The organism is Aquabacterium sp. (assembly GCF_050725395.1).
In the GTDB taxonomy this organism is placed as follows: Bacteria; Pseudomonadota; Gammaproteobacteria; order Burkholderiales; family Burkholderiaceae_C; genus Aquabacterium.
The window spans coordinates 168,901-186,076 of the sequence record NZ_JBOHHL010000005.1; the positions used below are offsets into that span (position 1 = coordinate 168,901).

At 66.3% G+C, this 17,176-nt stretch carries 14 protein-coding genes; 7 read left to right on the plus strand and 7 right to left on the minus strand.

What is annotated here, in order from left to right:
* Entirely contained in the window at nucleotides 1–618 is a 618-nt protein-coding gene (locus tag ACREB4_RS05475; protein WP_431587189.1) for an AAA family ATPase, read from the minus strand.
* Between the two features lie 93 nt (nucleotides 619–711).
* On the opposite strand from ACREB4_RS05475, the gene ACREB4_RS05480 reads away from it, so the two are divergent.
* The 5 genes from ACREB4_RS05480 to ACREB4_RS05500 all read left to right on the plus strand — a co-directional run bounded on the left by ACREB4_RS05480 (nucleotide 712) and on the right by ACREB4_RS05500 (nucleotide 7,928).
* On the plus strand, nucleotides 712–2,226 hold the full coding sequence (locus tag ACREB4_RS05480; RefSeq protein ID WP_431587190.1) for an aldehyde dehydrogenase: 1,515 nt from the start codon (nucleotides 712–714) through the stop codon (nucleotides 2,224–2,226).
* 438 nt (nucleotides 2,227–2,664) lie between these two features.
* Nucleotides 2,665–3,306: a response regulator gene (locus ACREB4_RS05485; RefSeq protein ID WP_431587191.1), complete on the plus strand. Its 642-nt coding sequence runs from the start codon at nucleotides 2,665–2,667 to the stop codon at nucleotides 3,304–3,306.
* A gap of 16 nt (nucleotides 3,307–3,322) precedes the next feature.
* Complete coding sequence (locus ACREB4_RS05490) at nucleotides 3,323–5,482, plus strand: TonB-dependent receptor plug domain-containing protein (RefSeq protein ID WP_431587192.1); 2,160 nt, start codon at nucleotides 3,323–3,325, stop codon at nucleotides 5,480–5,482.
* 20 nt (nucleotides 5,483–5,502) lie between these two features.
* On the plus strand, nucleotides 5,503–6,465 hold the full coding sequence (locus ACREB4_RS05495; RefSeq protein ID WP_431587193.1) for a hypothetical protein: 963 nt from the start codon (nucleotides 5,503–5,505) through the stop codon (nucleotides 6,463–6,465).
* Nucleotides 6,465–7,928, plus strand: a complete 1,464-nt coding sequence (locus tag ACREB4_RS05500) for a HAMP domain-containing sensor histidine kinase (RefSeq protein WP_431587194.1) — start codon at nucleotides 6,465–6,467, stop codon at nucleotides 7,926–7,928. Before ACREB4_RS05495 ends, ACREB4_RS05500 begins: the two co-directional genes overlap by 1 nt.
* On the opposite strand, the gene ACREB4_RS05505 is transcribed toward ACREB4_RS05500, so the two are convergent.
* Together ACREB4_RS05505 and ACREB4_RS05510 are read right to left on the minus strand one after the other, a co-directional pair.
* On the minus strand, nucleotides 7,925–10,393 hold the full coding sequence (locus ACREB4_RS05505) for a sensor domain-containing protein (protein WP_431587195.1): 2,469 nt from the start codon (nucleotides 10,391–10,393) through the stop codon (nucleotides 7,925–7,927). The two genes, ACREB4_RS05500 and ACREB4_RS05505, sit on opposite strands and share 4 nt — an antisense overlap.
* Before the next feature lie 113 nt (nucleotides 10,394–10,506).
* Nucleotides 10,507–11,151, minus strand: coding sequence for an NAD(P)-dependent oxidoreductase (locus ACREB4_RS05510; protein WP_431587196.1), 645 nt, complete (start codon nucleotides 11,149–11,151; stop codon nucleotides 10,507–10,509).
* 100 nt (nucleotides 11,152–11,251) lie between these two features.
* On the opposite strand from ACREB4_RS05510, the gene ACREB4_RS05515 reads away from it, so the two are divergent.
* Entirely contained in the window at nucleotides 11,252–12,190 is a 939-nt protein-coding gene (locus tag ACREB4_RS05515) for a LysR substrate-binding domain-containing protein (protein WP_431587197.1), read from the plus strand.
* A gap of 27 nt (nucleotides 12,191–12,217) precedes the next feature.
* On the opposite strand, the gene ACREB4_RS05520 is transcribed toward ACREB4_RS05515, so the two are convergent.
* The gene (locus ACREB4_RS05520; protein WP_431587198.1) at nucleotides 12,218–12,640 is read right to left on the minus strand and encodes a VOC family protein; all 423 of its coding nucleotides are present in this window, start codon (nucleotides 12,638–12,640) and stop codon (nucleotides 12,218–12,220) included.
* 100 nt (nucleotides 12,641–12,740) lie between these two features.
* Between ACREB4_RS05520 and ACREB4_RS05525 the strand changes: the two genes are divergently transcribed.
* Nucleotides 12,741–13,157: a thioredoxin family protein gene (locus ACREB4_RS05525; RefSeq protein ID WP_431587199.1), complete on the plus strand. Its 417-nt coding sequence runs from the start codon at nucleotides 12,741–12,743 to the stop codon at nucleotides 13,155–13,157.
* Here ACREB4_RS05525 and ACREB4_RS05530 read toward each other — a convergent pair.
* From ACREB4_RS05530 to ACREB4_RS05540, 3 genes are all read right to left on the minus strand, one after another.
* The gene (locus ACREB4_RS05530) at nucleotides 13,097–14,344 is read right to left on the minus strand and encodes a hypothetical protein (protein WP_431587200.1); all 1,248 of its coding nucleotides are present in this window, start codon (nucleotides 14,342–14,344) and stop codon (nucleotides 13,097–13,099) included. The genes ACREB4_RS05525 and ACREB4_RS05530 overlap by 61 nt on opposite strands.
* 123 nt (nucleotides 14,345–14,467) lie before the next feature.
* Complete coding sequence (locus tag ACREB4_RS05535) at nucleotides 14,468–16,864, minus strand: putative bifunctional diguanylate cyclase/phosphodiesterase (RefSeq protein ID WP_431587201.1); 2,397 nt, start codon at nucleotides 16,862–16,864, stop codon at nucleotides 14,468–14,470.
* Between the two features lie 19 nt (nucleotides 16,865–16,883).
* A complete protein-coding gene (locus tag ACREB4_RS05540; RefSeq protein WP_431587202.1) occupies nucleotides 16,884–17,072 on the minus strand; it encodes a hypothetical protein in 189 nt (62 codons plus the stop codon).
* Nucleotides 17,073–17,176: the final 104 nt, after the last annotated feature.

Here is a 17,176-nt window from a genome sequence, read left to right on the forward strand (position 1 = left end):
TCAGCCCTTCAGCCAGGTCGTGATCGGGGTCCACTGCTCGAGGTCCTTCTCGACCTTGGCGGGGGCCACGTCGAACAGCGTCAAGCCGTGCGCGGCCAGGTGGGCGTAGTTCTGCGTGTCGCGCAGCAGGGTCAGCACCGGCACGTCCAGCGTGGCCAGGAACTCGCGCAGGTGCTCGGTCGCCTTGGTGTGTTCCTTGATGCGGTTGCCCACCACGGCCAGCTGCACCTTGTCGGACCGGCGGCCCTTGTGCAACTTGGCGATGAAGTCCCGCGTCGGGTAGATGTCGAACACGCTGGCCTGCAGCGGGATGATGACCTTGTCGGCGATCTTCATCACGGCATCCAGCTGCTTGCCATGCAGGCCGGCCGCGGTGTCCAGCACCACGTGTGTCACGCCCTTGGGCGGCTTGGCCACGAACTGCTCGTCCACCTCCCAGGCCTCGATCTTCGGCACGTTGCCCGGCCGCAGTTGCAGCCACAGCCGCGAGGACTGCTGCCGGTCGATGTCACCCAGCAGAACGCTGTGACCTTGCTGGGCCAGGTGGCCCGCGATGTTGCTGGACAGGGTGGATTTGCCCACGCCTCCCTTGGGATTGGCGACAACGATCACTGGCATTGCACTGCCTTTTTCTGGAGTTGGCGATGGCCCTGATTGTGGCCTGAATGTGGGCTAGAGTGGGGGCCACGTTGATGCTTCAGGAGGCTGCGCATGACACCATCCGAGACCGAGCGACCCCTCACGTCCCCTTGGCACCGGCTCGCACTGGACATCACGCCGGACGGGCGCGCCCTGATCGACGGGCAACGCGTCGAGGCCCAGGCGGGCGAGGTCTTCGAATGCCGCTCGCCCATCGATGGGCGTCTCCTGGCCCAGGTCAGCCGCGGCCGCGCCGCCGACATCGATCTGGCCGTGGCCGTCGCCCGGCGCAGCTTCGACAGCGGCATCTGGGCGCGCCAGCCGCCCGCCGTGCGCAAGCGCGTGCTGCAGCGCTTTGCCGAACTCATCCTGCAGAACAAGGAAGAGCTGGCCTTGCTCGAAACCCTGGACATGGGCAAGCCCATCCAGTTCAGCCTGGATGCCGACGTGCCTGGCGCGGCGCGCTGCATTGCCTGGTACGCCGAGGCCATCGACAAGGTCTACGACGAGATCGCGCCCACACCGGCCAACGCCCTGGCCCTGATCCAGCGCGAACCCGTGGGCGTGGTGGGGGCCATCGTGCCCTGGAACTACCCCATGCTGATGTCGGCCTGGAAGATCGGGCCGGCCCTGGCCACGGGCAACAGCCTGGTCCTCAAGCCCTCTGAAAAATCACCGCTCACGGCGATGCGACTGGCCGAGCTGGCCTTGCAGGCCGGCTTGCCCGAGGGCGTTTTCAGTGTGGTGCCCGGGCATGGCCACGAGGCGGGCGAGGCACTGGCCCTGCACATGGACGTCGATGCATTGGGCTTCACCGGCTCCACCCGCGTGGGCCGCAAGATGCTGGAATACGCGGGCCGAAGCAACCTCAAGCGTGTGTTCAACGAGCTGGGCGGCAAGTCGGCCTTCATCGTGTTCGAAGATTTTGACGACCTGGACCGGGCCGCGCAGGCCGTGGCGGGGGCGGTGTTCTACAACCAGGGCGAGTCGTGCAACGCGCCCACGCGCCTGCTGGTCCACGAATCCATCGCCGATGCCGTGGTCGCGGCGGTGGTGGGCCAGACCACGCGCTTCCAGCCGGGCGACCCCTTGTCGCCGCGCACGCAAATGGGGGCGCTGGTGGACGAGGCGCAGATGAACAACGTGTTGGGCTACATCGATTCGGGCCGGCAGCAGGGCGCCGATTGTGTGGTTGGCGGGCAACGCGCCCGCCAGGAGTCGGGTGGTTACTACGTCGAGCCCACCATCTTCGACCGCGTGCGCAACGACATGAAGATCGCGCAAGAAGAGATCTTCGGCCCCGTGCTGAGCGTGATCCGCTTCAAGACCGAGGAAGAAGCCGTGGCGCTCGCCAACGACTCGGCCTACGGCCTGCAGGCCAGCGTCTGGACGCAGCACCTCGACCGCGCGCACCGCGTGGCGCGCGAGTTGAAAGCCGGCACCGTCCACGTCAACCAGTACGACGAGGACGACATCACCGTGCCTTTCGGGGGCGTCAAGCAGTCGGGCAATGGGCGCGACAAGTCTTTGCACGCATTGGACAAGTACACCGACCTCAAGACCACCTGGATCCGCCTGGCGCGGTGAAAAAATGGGCGGAACCTCCCCGGCTTTCGACATTCATTGATGTCTTGGAAAGCCAGGCGTTCCGCCCCATGCCGTGCTGTCGCCGACGCGGCATGACCACGAAGGGGGTTGAGACAGCACGGGTTCCCTGAGCAGTTGCCACGCGTTTGTATTTAAATTACCATTAAGTAGCAACTGAATGAATGCTAAGTGGCAGTACTTGGGCTGTCAATGGGCAATGGAGTGGCTCCCCCTGTTCAGGGGGTGGGGCCATGGCGGGCCGGTGAACGCCACAAAAGGGGCCACCCCTTTCCCTGCCAGGCCGATAGAATTCGGCCCAACCCGGGGGCTGACGTTTTGCGATGTCCTGGTAATCTTATGTAACTTCAATGGCAGGCAACACCGCGTGGCTGCCGCGCCATCCCGATTCCGTTTCGGTCCACCCTTCCCAGAGACGCCATGACCCAGATCAGCGTGATGATTGCCGACGACCACCCATTGATCGTGGAAGGGCTGACCAGCGTCCTGGCCCGTCACGGGCTGAAGGTGGTGGGCTCGGCCAGTGAGGCCTCGGCCGTGGTGGACACCTGGGTGTCGCTCCAGCCTGACGTGCTGGTCCTCGACTTGCGCTTCGGCGATGGCGGCATCGGCGGCCTCGACGTGCTGCAGGATTTGCAGGCCCGGCAGTTGTCGGCCAAGGTCATCGTCTACACCCAGTTTGACCAGGACGAGGTGGTGCGCGAAGCCTACAAGCGCGGCGCCAAGGCTTTCGTCACCAAGAACACCGACCCCACGGACCTGGCCGACACCATCGTCAAGGTGCACCAGGGCGAAACGGTCTTCATGCCCAGCATCGCCAACCGCCTGGCCTTGATGAGCGTGCGTGGCGACGAGTCACCGCTGGCCAAGCTGCAGCCGCGCGAAGTCGATGTCTTCAAGCTCATGGCGCAAGGCCTCACCAACGCCGAGATCGCCTCGCAGTTGAACCTTTCCCCCAAAACCATCAGCATGACCAGCCAGTCGATCAAGGACCACCTGGGCATTCATCGTCCCGCCGACATCACCTTGTTGGCGGTGCGTTGCGGCCTGATCGAGCCCTGAGCTTTCTTTTCTTTTCATGAACCTCAAGCAGTACCTTTCCCGACTCCTGACGCCCTTGTGCACCGTGCCCCTCGTGCTTTGCGGCATGGTCGGCAGTGTGCAGGCGGACGGGGTCGACGTCGACGTCAGCGACACCGCCTACCCGCTGGTGATCACCCCGACCCGTTTGCGCCAATCCCTGTCCGATGTGCCCGCCAGTGTCACCGTCATCACCGCCGAGACCTTGCGACGCCATGGCATCACGCGCATCGAGGAGGCTTTGCGCATGGTGCCGGGCATGGCGGTGTCGCAGGCCCGCGGCAATGACTACCGGATCAACTTCCACGGCACCGCCGCCGTGGCGCCACGGCGACTGAACGTGCTTGTCGATGGCGTGTCTGCCTACTTGCCGGCTTTTTCCCAGGTGGAGTGGAACTTGTTGCCAGTGGCCCTCGAAGACATCGACCGCATCGAGGTGATCCGTGGCCCTGACTCGTCCGCCTATGGGCCCAATTCGATGACCGCGGTCATCAACATCCTGACCAAGCACCCCAAGGACGTCGAACGCGCCTTGGTGGCCGTGACGTCCGGTCCGCACGACACGCTGAACACCACCGTGCGCCTGGCCACCACCGTGGGTTCGACCAGCTTGCGGGCCACGGCCAGCACCCAGCGCAATGCGGGGTACGAGTCCAGCACCTTCGTGGGGGGCGCGCACGACAGCAGCAACCTGCACCGCCTAAACCTGCGGGCCCTGCACGATCTGGCCGACGGGTCCTCGCTGGATGTGCAGGCCGCTTACGTGGGCGGCAAGCAGGAAGACTCCACGGACATTTTCCAGGTCAGCTACCCGGACCACCAGATCAACGCCGGACAGCTCAGTGCGCGGTGGACCAAGTCGCTGACGTCCACGCATGAGGTGAAGGTGGATGTGTCGCACGCCACCACCCGGGCCAAGCAGCGGTGGTCCACGTGCTGGCCGCAGGCTGCGTTCTGGCCGGAGGTGGGCGAGCTTTACCAATCGAACCCGGCCTTGGTCTCCGCCTTGGTGCTGGGCACGGAGCCGCCCACCAGCATCTCGGCGCGGGACCTCCAGCTGGTTCAGCAGATTCAGACGAGGGCATCGGGCCTGGGCCCGCTGGGCCTGTTGGCAGCGGTGCTCAACACCTCGTGCGGCAAGGCGAACCAGGATGGTTCCGAGTCGCGCACCCAGATCGAGTTCCAGGACACCTATGTCTTTTCGCAAGCCTTGCGCGTGGTGGCAGGCCTGGGCCTGCGCGAGCAAAGGGCGAGCAGCGAAACCTACTTCGGCGGCACCGTCAGCAACCATGTGCAATGGATGTTCGCGCACGCGGAGTACCGACCTCTCGACTGGCTCACGGCCAACGTGGGTGGCTACGGCGAGTCCAACTCCTTGAGCGGCAGCACCTTCTCGCCGCGCGTCGCGCTCAATGCACGGTTGAGCGAGAACCAGACGGTGCGTGCCGTGGTGTCCAAAGGCACGCGCACCCCGGACCTGTTCGAGGAGCGGGCCAACTGGAGCTACACCCTGCGCGACCTGACGGTGCCGATCGATGATCAGCGGACGGGCCGCCTTTTCCTGGCCGCGCAGGCCAAGACCGAGCTGGCCAGCGAGCAGAACTGGTCGCGTGAACTGGGTTATCTGCTGATCCTGCGGCCGATGGGTTTGACGCTGGATGCGCGCTTGTTCGACGACCACCTGAGCCGCCTGGTCGCGGGGCGCCTGTCCATCAGCGAGTTCACGCCCGACAACTCGGGCGGCGTTCGGCTGACCGGGACGGAGTTGCAAGCCCGGTGGGATCTGTCGCGGCGCTGGTCGGGCTGGCTCAGCTATGCCTACCTGCTCAACCGCGAGGCCACGCATGCCCAGGAGATGGCGCAGTACTCCCGGCACAGCGGCGCGGCGGGCCTGAGCCTGGCGGTGTCCGATGCTTGGCGGGTGTCGGCGGCCTACTATGCGTCCAGCGGAGATGGCGTGTATGAGAACCGCTATGGCCGCACCGACCTCACGGTCCTGCACCTGTTCGCCCTGCAAGGGCAGCCTGGGTCTGTTTCGCTCACCTTGAGCTACCTGGACACGCCCACGGTCAGCACTTTCCTGGACGCCAACCGTTTTTACACCTCCACCTACAGTTCGCAGTTCGGCGTTCACGGTCAGGTCCGTGTGGCCTTCTAGCCGCTGAGCAGGCCATCGCCTTGAAGCCCGAACTGACCCGCCGACACTCCCTGCGCATGCTGGCTGGCCTGGGTTGGGCGCCCTGGGCAGCGTGCGGTGTGGCAAAGGCTGCTGCGACGGCGGGCGCGCCCCGCGAACTGCGCCTCATCATGGGCGTGGAGACGGCCTCCGGCCGGCAGATCCTGCAAGACTTGAAGCTGCGTTACCCCGGGCTGGTGGTCGAAGCCGAGTTGCCTGCACCCTCCTCCGAGGCTCGCCGGAACCAGGGCGGCGTCACGCAGGTGGCCATCGGGTCGGCCGGTCTGCGGCGGGCCCTGGAGTCCGGCGCGAGGGGGCCGCTGGTGTCGGTGCTGGCGTCCAGCCAGGTGTACCGGCAGTTGCTGGCGCAGGAAGCGGGCCGCGAGAAAGGCACCGTCACCGCCATCTACGCCGAGGCGTCTCCGCTTGCACAGCTGCAGCTGATCTCGGCCATCTTCGAGGGGCGCGCCAATGTGGGCGTGCTGTTGTCGGACGCGTCCTCCTACCTTGAGCGTCCCCTTCGCCATGCCGCGGCGGCCACGGGGCTGGACCTGCTCGTGGAGCGCGTGGCCCCTTCGGTGGACGTGGTGCGGTCGCTCACGCGCCTGAGGGGCGCGCAGGTGCTGCTGGCCGTGCCCGACAGCGCGCTGTACACCCCGGACACCTTGCGGGCCATCCTGGAATCGACCTACCGGCGTGGCATGCCGGTGGTGGGTTTCTCTTCGGCCACCGTGGCCGCGGGCACGCTGGCCACGGCCTACTGTTCGACCGACGACGTGGTGGCCGACCTGGTCGACCTGCTCGATGGCCTGGGCTCGCCATCCGCCGCCGAGGTTCTGCCGGAGCCGCGCTTTCCCCAGTACTGGCGGGTGGCCGTCAACGAGAGCGTGGCCCGCTCGCTGGGCGTGCCCTTGAACGACCGCATCCTGCGGCTGGGCAACCGCCCCACGGGGAGGGCAGGCTGATGGCCGGGCGTTTCTGGCAAGGGTGGGGCATCGCGGCGCGCTTGCTGGCCATTGCGGTGTTGCCGGCGAGCGTGATGTTCATCGCCGTCACGGCCACGCTGTACTTCACGGCCCAGGCCGACGTGCGCCGCGACGTGGCCGCGCGCGGTCAACTCATCGCCACCTCGATGGCCCAAAGCAGCCAGTACGGCCTGGTGTCGGGCAATGTGGCCTACCTGCGCACCACGCTGCGGCACCTGTTGGACGCCGACCCCAGCATCGCCTGCATCGACATCATGGACACCATCAACCATGCCGTGGCCTCCGACTGCCAGGACACCTTGCCCAGCGAGTCCGACACCTTCGAGGTGCCCATCCAGATCGAATCGCTGCCCGAGGTCGACTTGTTCGAACCCTCGCCGGCCCCGCCGACCTCGGGGCCTGAAAGGGTCATTGGCAAAGTGCGTGTGACGATGTCGCCAGCCCCGATTCTGGAGGCCAAGCGCCGCGCCTTGATGGTGGCCTTCGCGCTGGTGCTGGGCGCGGCGGTGCTGAGCTGTTTGGTGGGTTTGCGCCTGGCCCGGCGCTTGCGCGACACATTGGGCTCGGTGATGGCGGCCTTGCGCGCCATCCGGCAGGGCCGCTTCGATGTCCAGCTGGGCGAGCGCCACGAAGGCGAACTGGGCGAGTTGCAGACCACCATCGTCCGGATGGCCGAAACCCTGGACGGCGCACGCCATGAGCTGGAACAGCAGGTCGCGACCCGCACGCGCGAGTTGGAGGACGCGGTCAAGCTGGCCCGCCAGGCCGATGCCGAGAAGCGCCGCCTCATCGTGCACAGCAACGCCGTGGTCGAAGAGGAGCGCCGACGCATCGCCCTGGACATCCACGACCACCTGGGCGCGGCGCTGATCTCCGTGCGTCTGGAGGCCAGCGGCCTGGCGGCCCGGGCGCGCAGCCTGGGCGAGCCCGACATGGAGGGCGATGCCCGCCGCATCGCGACCACCGCCGAGTCCATCTACGCGACCACGCGCGACATCGTCAAGCGCCTGCGTCCCGAGGTCATCGACACCCTGGGCCTGGCCGGGGCCGTGGAAGAGCTGGTGCGCAACGCGGGCCACGTCTTTCCCCAGGCCCGCTTCAGCTACCACGCCGAGCCCGGTCTGCCGGACTTGCCGGGTGAGTTGGCCATGCCGGCCTACCGTGTCGCCCAGGAAGCATTGAACAACATCGTCAAGCATTCGCAGGCCAGCCAGGTTTCGGTGCGACTGAGCAAGGCGCCCGATGGCGAACACCTGCACATCGTGATCGAGGACAACGGCCGAGGCTTCGACGCGGCAAGCGGCCACAGCGCCGGCATCGGCCTGATCGGCATGCGCGAGCGCGTGGCGGCGGCGGGGGGCGCCTTGGCCATCTCGGCCTCGCCAGGGCAAGGCGTGACGGTGAGCCTCAGCCTGCCGTTCCGCCCAGGTGCGCAGGCTTAGGCCGGCGGCTGCCAGGAGGTGATCAGCCCGTCGAACTGGTCCACCGGCACGGGCTTGCTGTACAGGAAACCTTGCGCCAGCTCGCAGCCCAAGCGCTTGAGTTCGTCGCGCTGCGCACCGGTTTCCACGCCTTCGGCCACCAAGGTCATGCGCAGCCCACGGGCGAGGCTGACGATGGCCTGCACCAATGCCGCGCTGTCCGGGTTGGTCGTCAGCTCGCGGATGAAGGAGCGGTCGATCTTCAGCACATTGACCGGGAAGCGCGCCAGGTAGGACAGCGCCGAGTAGCCCGTGCCGAAGTCGTCGATGGCGATGCTGATGCCCATGTGGTGCAGGCGTTGCAAGGTCGAGCGCACCTCGGCCGGGTCGTTGAGCAGCAGGCTCTCGGTGATCTCCAGCTCGATCCATTCGGCCTTGCAGCCAGTGGCTTCCATGGCTGCGTACACCGTGGCCACCAGGTCGTTGTTGTAGAACTGTTTGGGCGACAGGTTGACCGCGATCTTCAAGGGCTCCGCGGCCTGGTCGTTCCAACGCTTGGCTGCCGCGAAGGCGCTGTGCAGCGCCCATTCGCCCATGCCCAGGATCAGGCCGGTGTCTTCCGCGATGCCGATGAACTGGTCGGGCGGGACCAGGCCGCGTGTGGGATGGCGCCAGCGCATCAGGGCCTCGGCGCCCACCATGCGGCCGGTCGTCAGGTCGACCTTGGGTTGGTAGAACAGCTCCAGCTCGGACCGCACCACGGCCTTGCGCAGGTCGCTCTCGATCTTCAGGCGCTCTAGCGCGCTGCTGGTCAGTTCGGGCGAGTAGTACTGGAAGTTGTCGCGGCCGCAGCGCTTGGCGTGGTGCATGGCCGCGTCCGCATGCGCGATCAATTCGGTGGCCGCCACGCCGTCGAAGGGGAAGACCGAGATGCCCGCGCTGGCGGTGACCATGATCTCGGTGTCGGCCAGGTGGATGGGTGCGCGGAAGGCGTTCTTCAAGTGGCTCAAGGTCACGCCCACGTCCAGCGCCTGGCGGATCTTGGGCACCACGATGGCGAACTCGTCGCCGCCGATGCGGGCCACGGTGTCGTAGCCGCGCAGGTGCTGTGTCAGGCGGCTGGCGATGGCCTTGAGCAAGGCGTCGCCCGTGGGTTGGCCCAGCGAATCGTTGACCTTCTGGAAATGGTCGATGCCCAGGATCACCAGGCCGAAGGTCAGCTGGTGGCGGGTCGAATCCGAGATGGCCTGTTGCAGCGCATTGCGCAGCATGGCGCGGTTGGGCAGGTGGGTCAGGGCATCGTAGTAGGCCAGCTGGTGGGTCTGGCGTTCCAGGGTCCGCAGGGCGGTCATGTCTTGCGTCACGCCCATCACGCGCACGGGGCGGCCCTTGGCCGTGTACTCGATGCGCACCCAGCTGTGCAGTTCATTGAGCGAACCATTGGCGCCTGTCAGGCTGGCGTCGTGGCGGAACTCTTCGCGCTGCTGTTCGAGCGCTTGCTGGTAGGACGCGACGATGCCGCTGACTTGCGACGCCGGGAAATGGTCCAGCAGGTCATTGAAGCTCAGGTGCTTGTCTTGCGGCAGGCCCAGCAGGTCGCGGCCCACGCTGCTGATCTGCGCTTCCTTGAGCACCAGGTCCAGGCTCCAATGGCCCATGCGCGCCATGCGTTGCGCGTCTTCCAGTTGGCTTTGCGCCTCCTTCAGGGCCGAGATGTCGCGGCCGATGGTGAAGGCGCCCACCACCTCGCCCTCGGCATTGTGCGTGGGCACGATGGCCAGGTCGGCGATGCCGCGGATCATGCCGCGTTCATTGAAGTAGTAGTAGGTGTACAGGTAGCGGCGGCGTTTGCCTTCCTGCATGCAGGTGCGCAGTTCGGCTTCGAGCTCGCGGGCCTGGTCGCTGCTCGAATCGTCGGTGGGCTTGCGGCCCAGGAAGGCCTCGGCGGGCACGCCGCTCAGGCGCAGCATGGCCGGGTTCACGTAGGTGCGGCGGCAGTCCAGGTCGAAGTGCGCGATGGTGTCGGGCGTGGCGTCTTCCAGGGCCTTGAGGTTGCTGCCGGCTTGCAGCATGGCCTCGCTTTGCTTGTGCTGGGTCAGGTCCTGCACCACGGCGAACAAGGTCGTGGGCTCGCCGTCGTCCGAGTAGCTGATCTCGCCCTGGTAGTGCAGGTGCCGGGTCTGGCCGCCATGGATGACCGAGCACTGGTACTGGATGTGGGTGCGCCGGTGCTTGAAGGCGCCGCGCCACAGTTGCTGGATGTTGTCTTGTTCGTGCTCGGGATGCAGGCGCAGCAGTTCCAGCGCCGGCGGTGCCCAGCCCACGGGCTGGCCCAGCATGTCGCACAGTCGGGGCGAGACGAATGACGTCTGGCGAACGAAGTCCAGCTCCAGCGAGCCGATGTGGGCCATGGTTTGAGCCCGGTCCCAATGGGACTGGACATCGAGGCTGTTCTTCGCGGTGACGGTCGGCAGGTGCGTTGGCATGAAGTCCCTCAGATGGATGCCTGCGTGTCGAGCAATGCACCGGTTGCAGCGACACCTTGGTCCTTTCATATCGACCACGGTGTAACTGACTTGAGGGTTTGCCTGATTGAACGTTAATGCGCTGCCGTGAAACGTTGCTTCACATGGCTGCCTTGTTCCAGCGAATCCACGATGGCCATGGCCAGGTCGGCGGTGGAGATGCGGCCAGGCCCGCCGTCCGCGGCCATCAAGGGGGCATCGGTGCCCAGGCGGTATTGGCCAGTGCGCGCGCCGGGTTCCAGCAGGATGGAGGGCGACACGAAGGTCCAGTCCAGCGAGGATTCGGTCTGCAGTTCGTTCAAGGCCTGGCGCGCGGCCAAGGCGCCTTGCTTCCACTCGGCCGGGAATTCGGGCGTGTCCACCAACTGGACGCCAGGCGCCACGAAGAGGCTGCCCGCGCCGCCCACCACCAGCAGGCGCTTGACGCCCGCCGCCTTGACGCCCGACACGATGGCGCGCGCGCCCTTCAGGAACTGGTCGTGCAGGTCGGGCACGGACCAGCCGGGGTTGTACGCGCTGACCACCGCCTCATGGTCCTTGACCGCGTGGGCGACCTGCTCGGCGTTCTGCGCGTCGGCCTGAACCACGGTGAGCCCGGGGGCGGGGGTGAGCTTGCCGGGATCGCGGGCCAGCACCGTGACCTGGTGGCCGCGGTTGAGCAGTTCCGTCAACAGGGCCGAGCCCACAAAACCCGTGGCGCCAATCAGTGCGATCTTCATGTGATTTCTCCGGTGCGTTGCAATGGTTCAACAATAGAAGCTTCACAATCGGCTGGGAAGTCCTGAAAATCGCCTTCATCATTAAGAAAAACTACATGACATGATCGACCAACTCAAACGCATGGCCACCTTCGCGGCCATCGTGGAGCACGGCTCCTTCGTGGGCGCGGCCCGCGCCCTGGGCACCACCACCTCGGCCGTCAGCCAACACATCCGCGCGTTGGAAAAAGAGGTGGGCGTGACCCTCCTGGTGCGCTCGACCCGCCAAGTGGCCTTGACCACCGCGGGTCAGCGCTTCCACGAAGGCTGCGCCGACATGGTGGCCGCGGCGCGGCGGGCGGGCCAGACCCTGCTCGAGATGCGCGATGCGCCCGTGGGCGAACTGCGGGTGACCGCGCCGGCCGGCTTTGCCCGCGTGCTGGGCCAGGCCTTGATGCCCTTGCTGCACCACCACCCTCAGTTGTCCTTGCACCTGCTGGCCGACGACGCGCACACCGATCTGGTGGCCGAACGCATCGACCTGGCCTTGCGTTTCGGCCGCCTGCCCGATTCCAGCTGGGTGGCCCAGCCCTTGGGTTTCCTGCGCATGCACCTGTGCGCGGCACCCAGTTACCTGACTCGGCGCGGCATCCCCGTGCATCCAGACGACCTGGCCGGGCACGATGCCGTGCAGCTCAACACCGGGCGCCTGCCCAACCACCTGAACCTGCTGAACCCCTCTGGCGTGGAGGTGCCCGTCAAGGCCGCCTGGCGCAGCCGCCTGAGCAGCAACAGCCAATCGTGGGTGCAGCACATGTGCGAAGCGGGCATGGGCTTGGCCGTGCTGGCTGCGCACGACACGGTGGACATCCTGCACGAAGGCCGCGTGGTGCCTGTGCTGCCGGGTTGGTCCTTGCCGCCTTTGCCGATCTATGCCTTGACCCCGCAGCGTGGTGCTCAGCCGGCCAAGGTGCGCTTGGCGCTGGAGGCCTTGCTGGCGCACATGGCGCAATGGCCTGCTTCGGTCTATTCGCCACGCCAGGAAGGACTCCATTGGTAGGGATGGCGGAGAGAAAGGCTTGGGTCGTCAACCGAGGTCGGCCAGGCCCGGGTTGAAGGCGACTTCCCACAGGTGGCCTTCGGGGTCCTGGAAGTAGCCGGCGTAGCCGCCGTAGAACGTTGCTTGCGCCGGCTTGGTGATGGTGGCGCCCGCGGCCTTGGCCCTGGCCATCGCGGCATCGACTTCTTCTTGCGACGCCACGTTGTGCCCGATGGTCATGCCCGTGGGGGCCCGCGAGGTCGGCGGCAACCCGGTGTCGTGGGCGATGCTTGTCCGAGGCCAAAGAGCCAACCTGAGGCCGGATTGCAGCTTGAAGAAGGCCACCGCGCCGTTCTCGATGTCGGCGCCGATGATGCCCTTGCTCGGCCAACCCAGGCCGTCGCGGTAGAAGGCCACGGCGCGCTCCAGGTCATCGACGCCCAGGGTGAGGATGGTGATGTGTGGATCCATGAAGGCGCCTCCCTTGGGGGTTCCTTGAAAGCCCGTGAACGCTGCGTTTATAGCGCAAGCCTTCGGCGCCCGTGTCCGGCCATGGTTAATATTCGCCACCATGAGCCCAGCTTCCGCCCCCGCATCGTCGAGCCTCGCCGTTCCCGCGCTGGACGTGGTGTGTTTGTGCGCGGCCTGGTGCGGCACCTGTGGTGAGTACGAAGCTGTGTTCAAGGCCTTGAAGAACGCCCTGCCCGGCCACCGCTACCGCTGGATCGACATCGAGGACGAGTCGGACTTGATCGGGGACATCGATGTCGAGACCTTCCCCACCTTGCTGGTGGCGTGGCAGGGGCAGGTTTTGTTCGCGGGGCCGGTATTGCCGCGCCTGGGCGATGCGCAGCGCTTGTTGCAAGTGCGGGTGGACGGCCTGGCCTCGGGCGAGGCGCCGACGGCGCTGTCAGGTTTGTTGCCCGATCAGGCTGCGGCGTACCAGGCCTTGGCCCGCGAGGTGGCTCGACCGTCATCGTCGGGCTGAGCTCCGGCCTGGCGCCGCGTCAGAAGAGCCAGGACAAGCAGCCCGCTCCCCAGCAGCGCCACAAGCTGCGGCTCGGGCACAGGCGTGAGCATGAAGGCACTGCGTATCCCGTTGTGGAGGCCGTAGCCGATGATGATGCCCCGGTCATTGATCCCGACGGCCGAACTCAATGCCCATTCGCCCGCCGTGGCTGGGTCGAGCAGGTCGTTCAGGTCCTGCAACTGCTCATTGCTGTACAAGAAGGCGCGGTCACCGCTGTAGCCGACCACCTGGCCCAGGGCGTTGATGTCCAGTCCGCTGCCTTCCGAGGTGCCGGCCAGCAGGCCCAGGTCGATCAACTGCCCATCCGTGTACAGAAAGGGATGCGAAGCGCCATCGCCAGTGGTGGATGACCCGGTGACTTGGGCTGCATTGTTGATGGCGAGGCCCTCGCTGAAAAAACCGCCCAGGGTGCCAAGATCGGTCAGGGTGGTGCCGTCGTGCAAGAAGGCATGCTCCACCTCATCGGGGCCCATGCCATGGGACAGCACGGAGGAGCCCGTCACATGGCCTTGGTCGTTGATGCCGTGGGCGACGCTGCTGATCCCCAAGCTTCCCAGTGAGGTGAACTGGCCGTTCGAATAAACGGTGGCGACTCGGGTATCGTAAAAGCCCCCGTGGAAGATGTTCACACCGACGGTGCCAGCGATCTTGCCTTGCCGATTGATGCCCGCAGGGTTGAAATCGCCCAATTTGGTGAACTGGCCGTTCTGGTACACAAAGCCCTGGCGACCGGTGACGGCCCTCCCGTACACGGTGCCCCAGTCGTCCGCCTGGCCTACCACTTGGCCTTGCTGATCGAGACCGTGCGCACCGCTGTACGCAAAATAGTTCCACACCGAATCAGACGGATCCACGCCCCCCTCAGGGTGTTGCGGGAGTCCGAAAGGGGCGAGCTCAGTGAGTTGGCCATGACTGAGGACAAAGCCGTGGTATTCGACATAGGGGTCGGGATCCCCAGGTGGCCCGGCCAGCGTGATCAGCATTTGGCCGACCAGATCGCCTGCGTTGTTGATGTCCGTCAGGGACAAATGACTGCCATGAGCGCTGAAGTCGGTGAGGGTGTACGGACCCGCCCGGGCCACGGAGGGGGCCAGGACCGCACTGCCGGCCAAAATGGCCGCCGCCAAGACACGTTGGGTATTCATTCGCACTCTCCGTATTCGTTTGGAAGTGCGTAGCCTGACTGCGCTGCGCAGGCGCCTGGTTTACGTGCTGGGGCAGCGCTTGTCAAGCGCCCCCATCGTCGTCGCCTTCAGACCTTCGGACCTTCAGATCATCGCGGCGAATTCGGTGCCCAGCCACTCGTGCGAGGTGTCGGGCGGCGTCCACTCGCGCACCCAGGTCTCGAACAGCTCGCAGGGCATGGGGCGCGAGATCAGGAAGCCTTGCGCTTCGTCGCAGGACAGGCCAGCCAGCAGCTTCCAGGACTTGGCGTTCTCGACGCCTTCGGCCACCACGGTCAGGCCCAGGTTGTGGGCCAGGTCGACCGTCGAGCGCACGATCTTGGCATCTTGCAGATCGCTTTCCATGTTCATCACGAAGGACTTGTCGATCTTGAGCTCGTCGACCGGCAGGCGCTTCAGATAAGCCAGCGATGAATAGCCGGTGCCGAAGTCGTCGATCGACAACTTGAGCCCCATGGCGTGCAGCTTGTTCAGGGTGACCAGCGCGCGCTGCGGGTCGTCCATGATGGCGCTTTCGGTGATCTCCATCACCAGCATGCCGGGATTGACCGCGTGCTGGGTGAGCAGCTTGTCGAGCTTGGCGGGCAGGTCCTGGTCCATCAGGTCGCGGGTCGACAGGTTGATGGCGATCTTCATGGGCATGCCCGCGTCGCTCAGCTGCTTGCTGACGATGGCGGCCTGCTCGATGATCCAGGCGGTCAGCACGCGCACGAAGCCGGTCTGCTCGGCAAACGGGATGAAGCGCATGGGCGGCACGATGCCGCGCGTGGGGTGTTCCCAGCGCATCAGGGCTTCGGCGCCGATGCACTGGCCGGTGTGCAGGCTGATCTTGGGTTGCAGGTAAAGGCGCAGCTGGTGGTTGTCCACCGCGTAGCGCAGTTCGCTGAGCAGCGTCAACGATTCTTCGCTGGTCGAATCGAGGCCGGGGTGGTAGGTGACGGTGCCGGCCTGCTGCTGCTTGGCGGCGTACATGGCCACTTCGGCGCGGCTGAGCAGGGTGTCGGCTTCCAGGCCGTGTTCGGGCGCGCTGGCGATGCCGATGCCGGCGCTCAGGTCGACCGTGTGGTCGTCGAGCGTGATGGGGCGTTCGAAGGCGCGCAGGATGCGCTGCGAGACCGGGTAGGCCTTCTGCGAATTGGTGCCCTGCAGCAGGATGGCGAACTCATCGCCACCCAGGCGGGCCAGCACGTCGCGCTCACCCAGCACTTCTTGCGTCAGGCGTTCGGCCACCGAGCGCAGCAGGCGGTCGCCGAAGCGGTGGCCCAGCACGTCGTTCACGTGCTTGAAGCGGTCCATGTCCAGCAGCAGCACAGTGCAGGGCGTTTGTTCTTCCTTGGCGCGGCCGATGGCCTGGCGCAGGTCGTGGCGGAACTGCTCGCGGTTGGGCAGGTCGGTCAGGGCGTCTTGATAAGCCAGGCGGCGGATCTCGCTTTCGCGGGTCTGGATGGCCTGGCGCATGGTCTCGAAGGATTGCGCCAGTTCGCCGATCTCGTCGCGCGAGGCCATCTTCACTTCCGCACCGTAGTCGCCACGCTCCAGCCTGCGGGCCGAGTTGGAGAGCACGCGCAAGGGCGTGGTGATGCGGCGCGCGGTCACGTAACTGCCAAAGCCGAAGACGGCCACGCCGATGGCGCTGAGCACCAGCAGCGTGAGTTTGAGCTCCATGTAGGGCGCCAGGGCCTGGTCGACCGAGCGCATCAGCAGCGCGGTGACGGGTGGCTGGCCGGGCGAACCGGGCAGGATCAACTGGTGGCCGCTGTACTCGGCGTTGGCCACCTGCAGGGTCAGGCCGCCGGTGCTGGCGCCGGACGGGCGGGCCCAAGCGTTGGCCAGGGCTGGCCAGTCCTTGTTCTCGAGCGTGGCCAAGCTGACGCTCCAGTCGCCATCGGCCTTGCGCAACAGCAAGGACACGTCCAGGCCCGACAGGCCCTTCATGTCGGACAGCAGCTTGTCGCCAATGGGGAAGCCCATGCCCACCCAGCCGATGATGGCCGGCGCGCGCACGGGCACGGCCACGATCTGGTAGGGCTGGCCGTCGATGATCTCGACCTGGTGCTGGTCGGTGCCGGCCGCCACCGACTGGCGCGCATAGCGCTGCACGGCGGCCACGAAGTGGTCGGGCGCCTGGAGGGTGCTGGCGCGCACATGGAACTGGTCGTCGGTGAACACGGCGGCGTTGGCCTTGATGCGTTCTCCGTGGTTGCCCAGGGCGGACTGCATGGTTTCCTGGTCGCCCGAGGCCACCGCCGCGCGGAAGCCGTAGTCGGAGGCCAGCACCCGCGTGGCCTGGGCCAGGTTGTCGGCGTTCTGGCTGAGCAGGCGCAGGAACACCTTCTCGCCCGTCAGCAGTTCGGTGTGGATGGACGCGCGCGCGTTGCGGTCGATGCTGTCCTGGATGAACCAGTAGCTCACGGCCTGCACCACGATCAGCAAGCCCAGGTACACCGCGACGATGCGGGCCTGGAGTCGGCGTGGGTTCATGAACGCGGGCAGCATGGGTTCAGTGGGGGGCGTGGGGGTCAGTGCACCAGAGCTTCAGGGCTTCGGACAGCCAGGCGCCACTGGTGGGCGCGGGCGTGGCCACGGTCTGGGTTGGGTGTTGGGTGGGGAGGGCCGGCGTGGCGCCCGTTTCCGAACGGGTGCCCGCGTGGGATCTGCTTGCATCGACCTGATCGAACCGCTGCTTCATGCCGAGTCTCTTTGTTCCATGGACCTGTGTCTGACCCATGGAATATCGGCAGTGGCGGCAAGGTCTTGATGGGCTGGCGGATGCTCATGGCGGTCGGAGGCCCT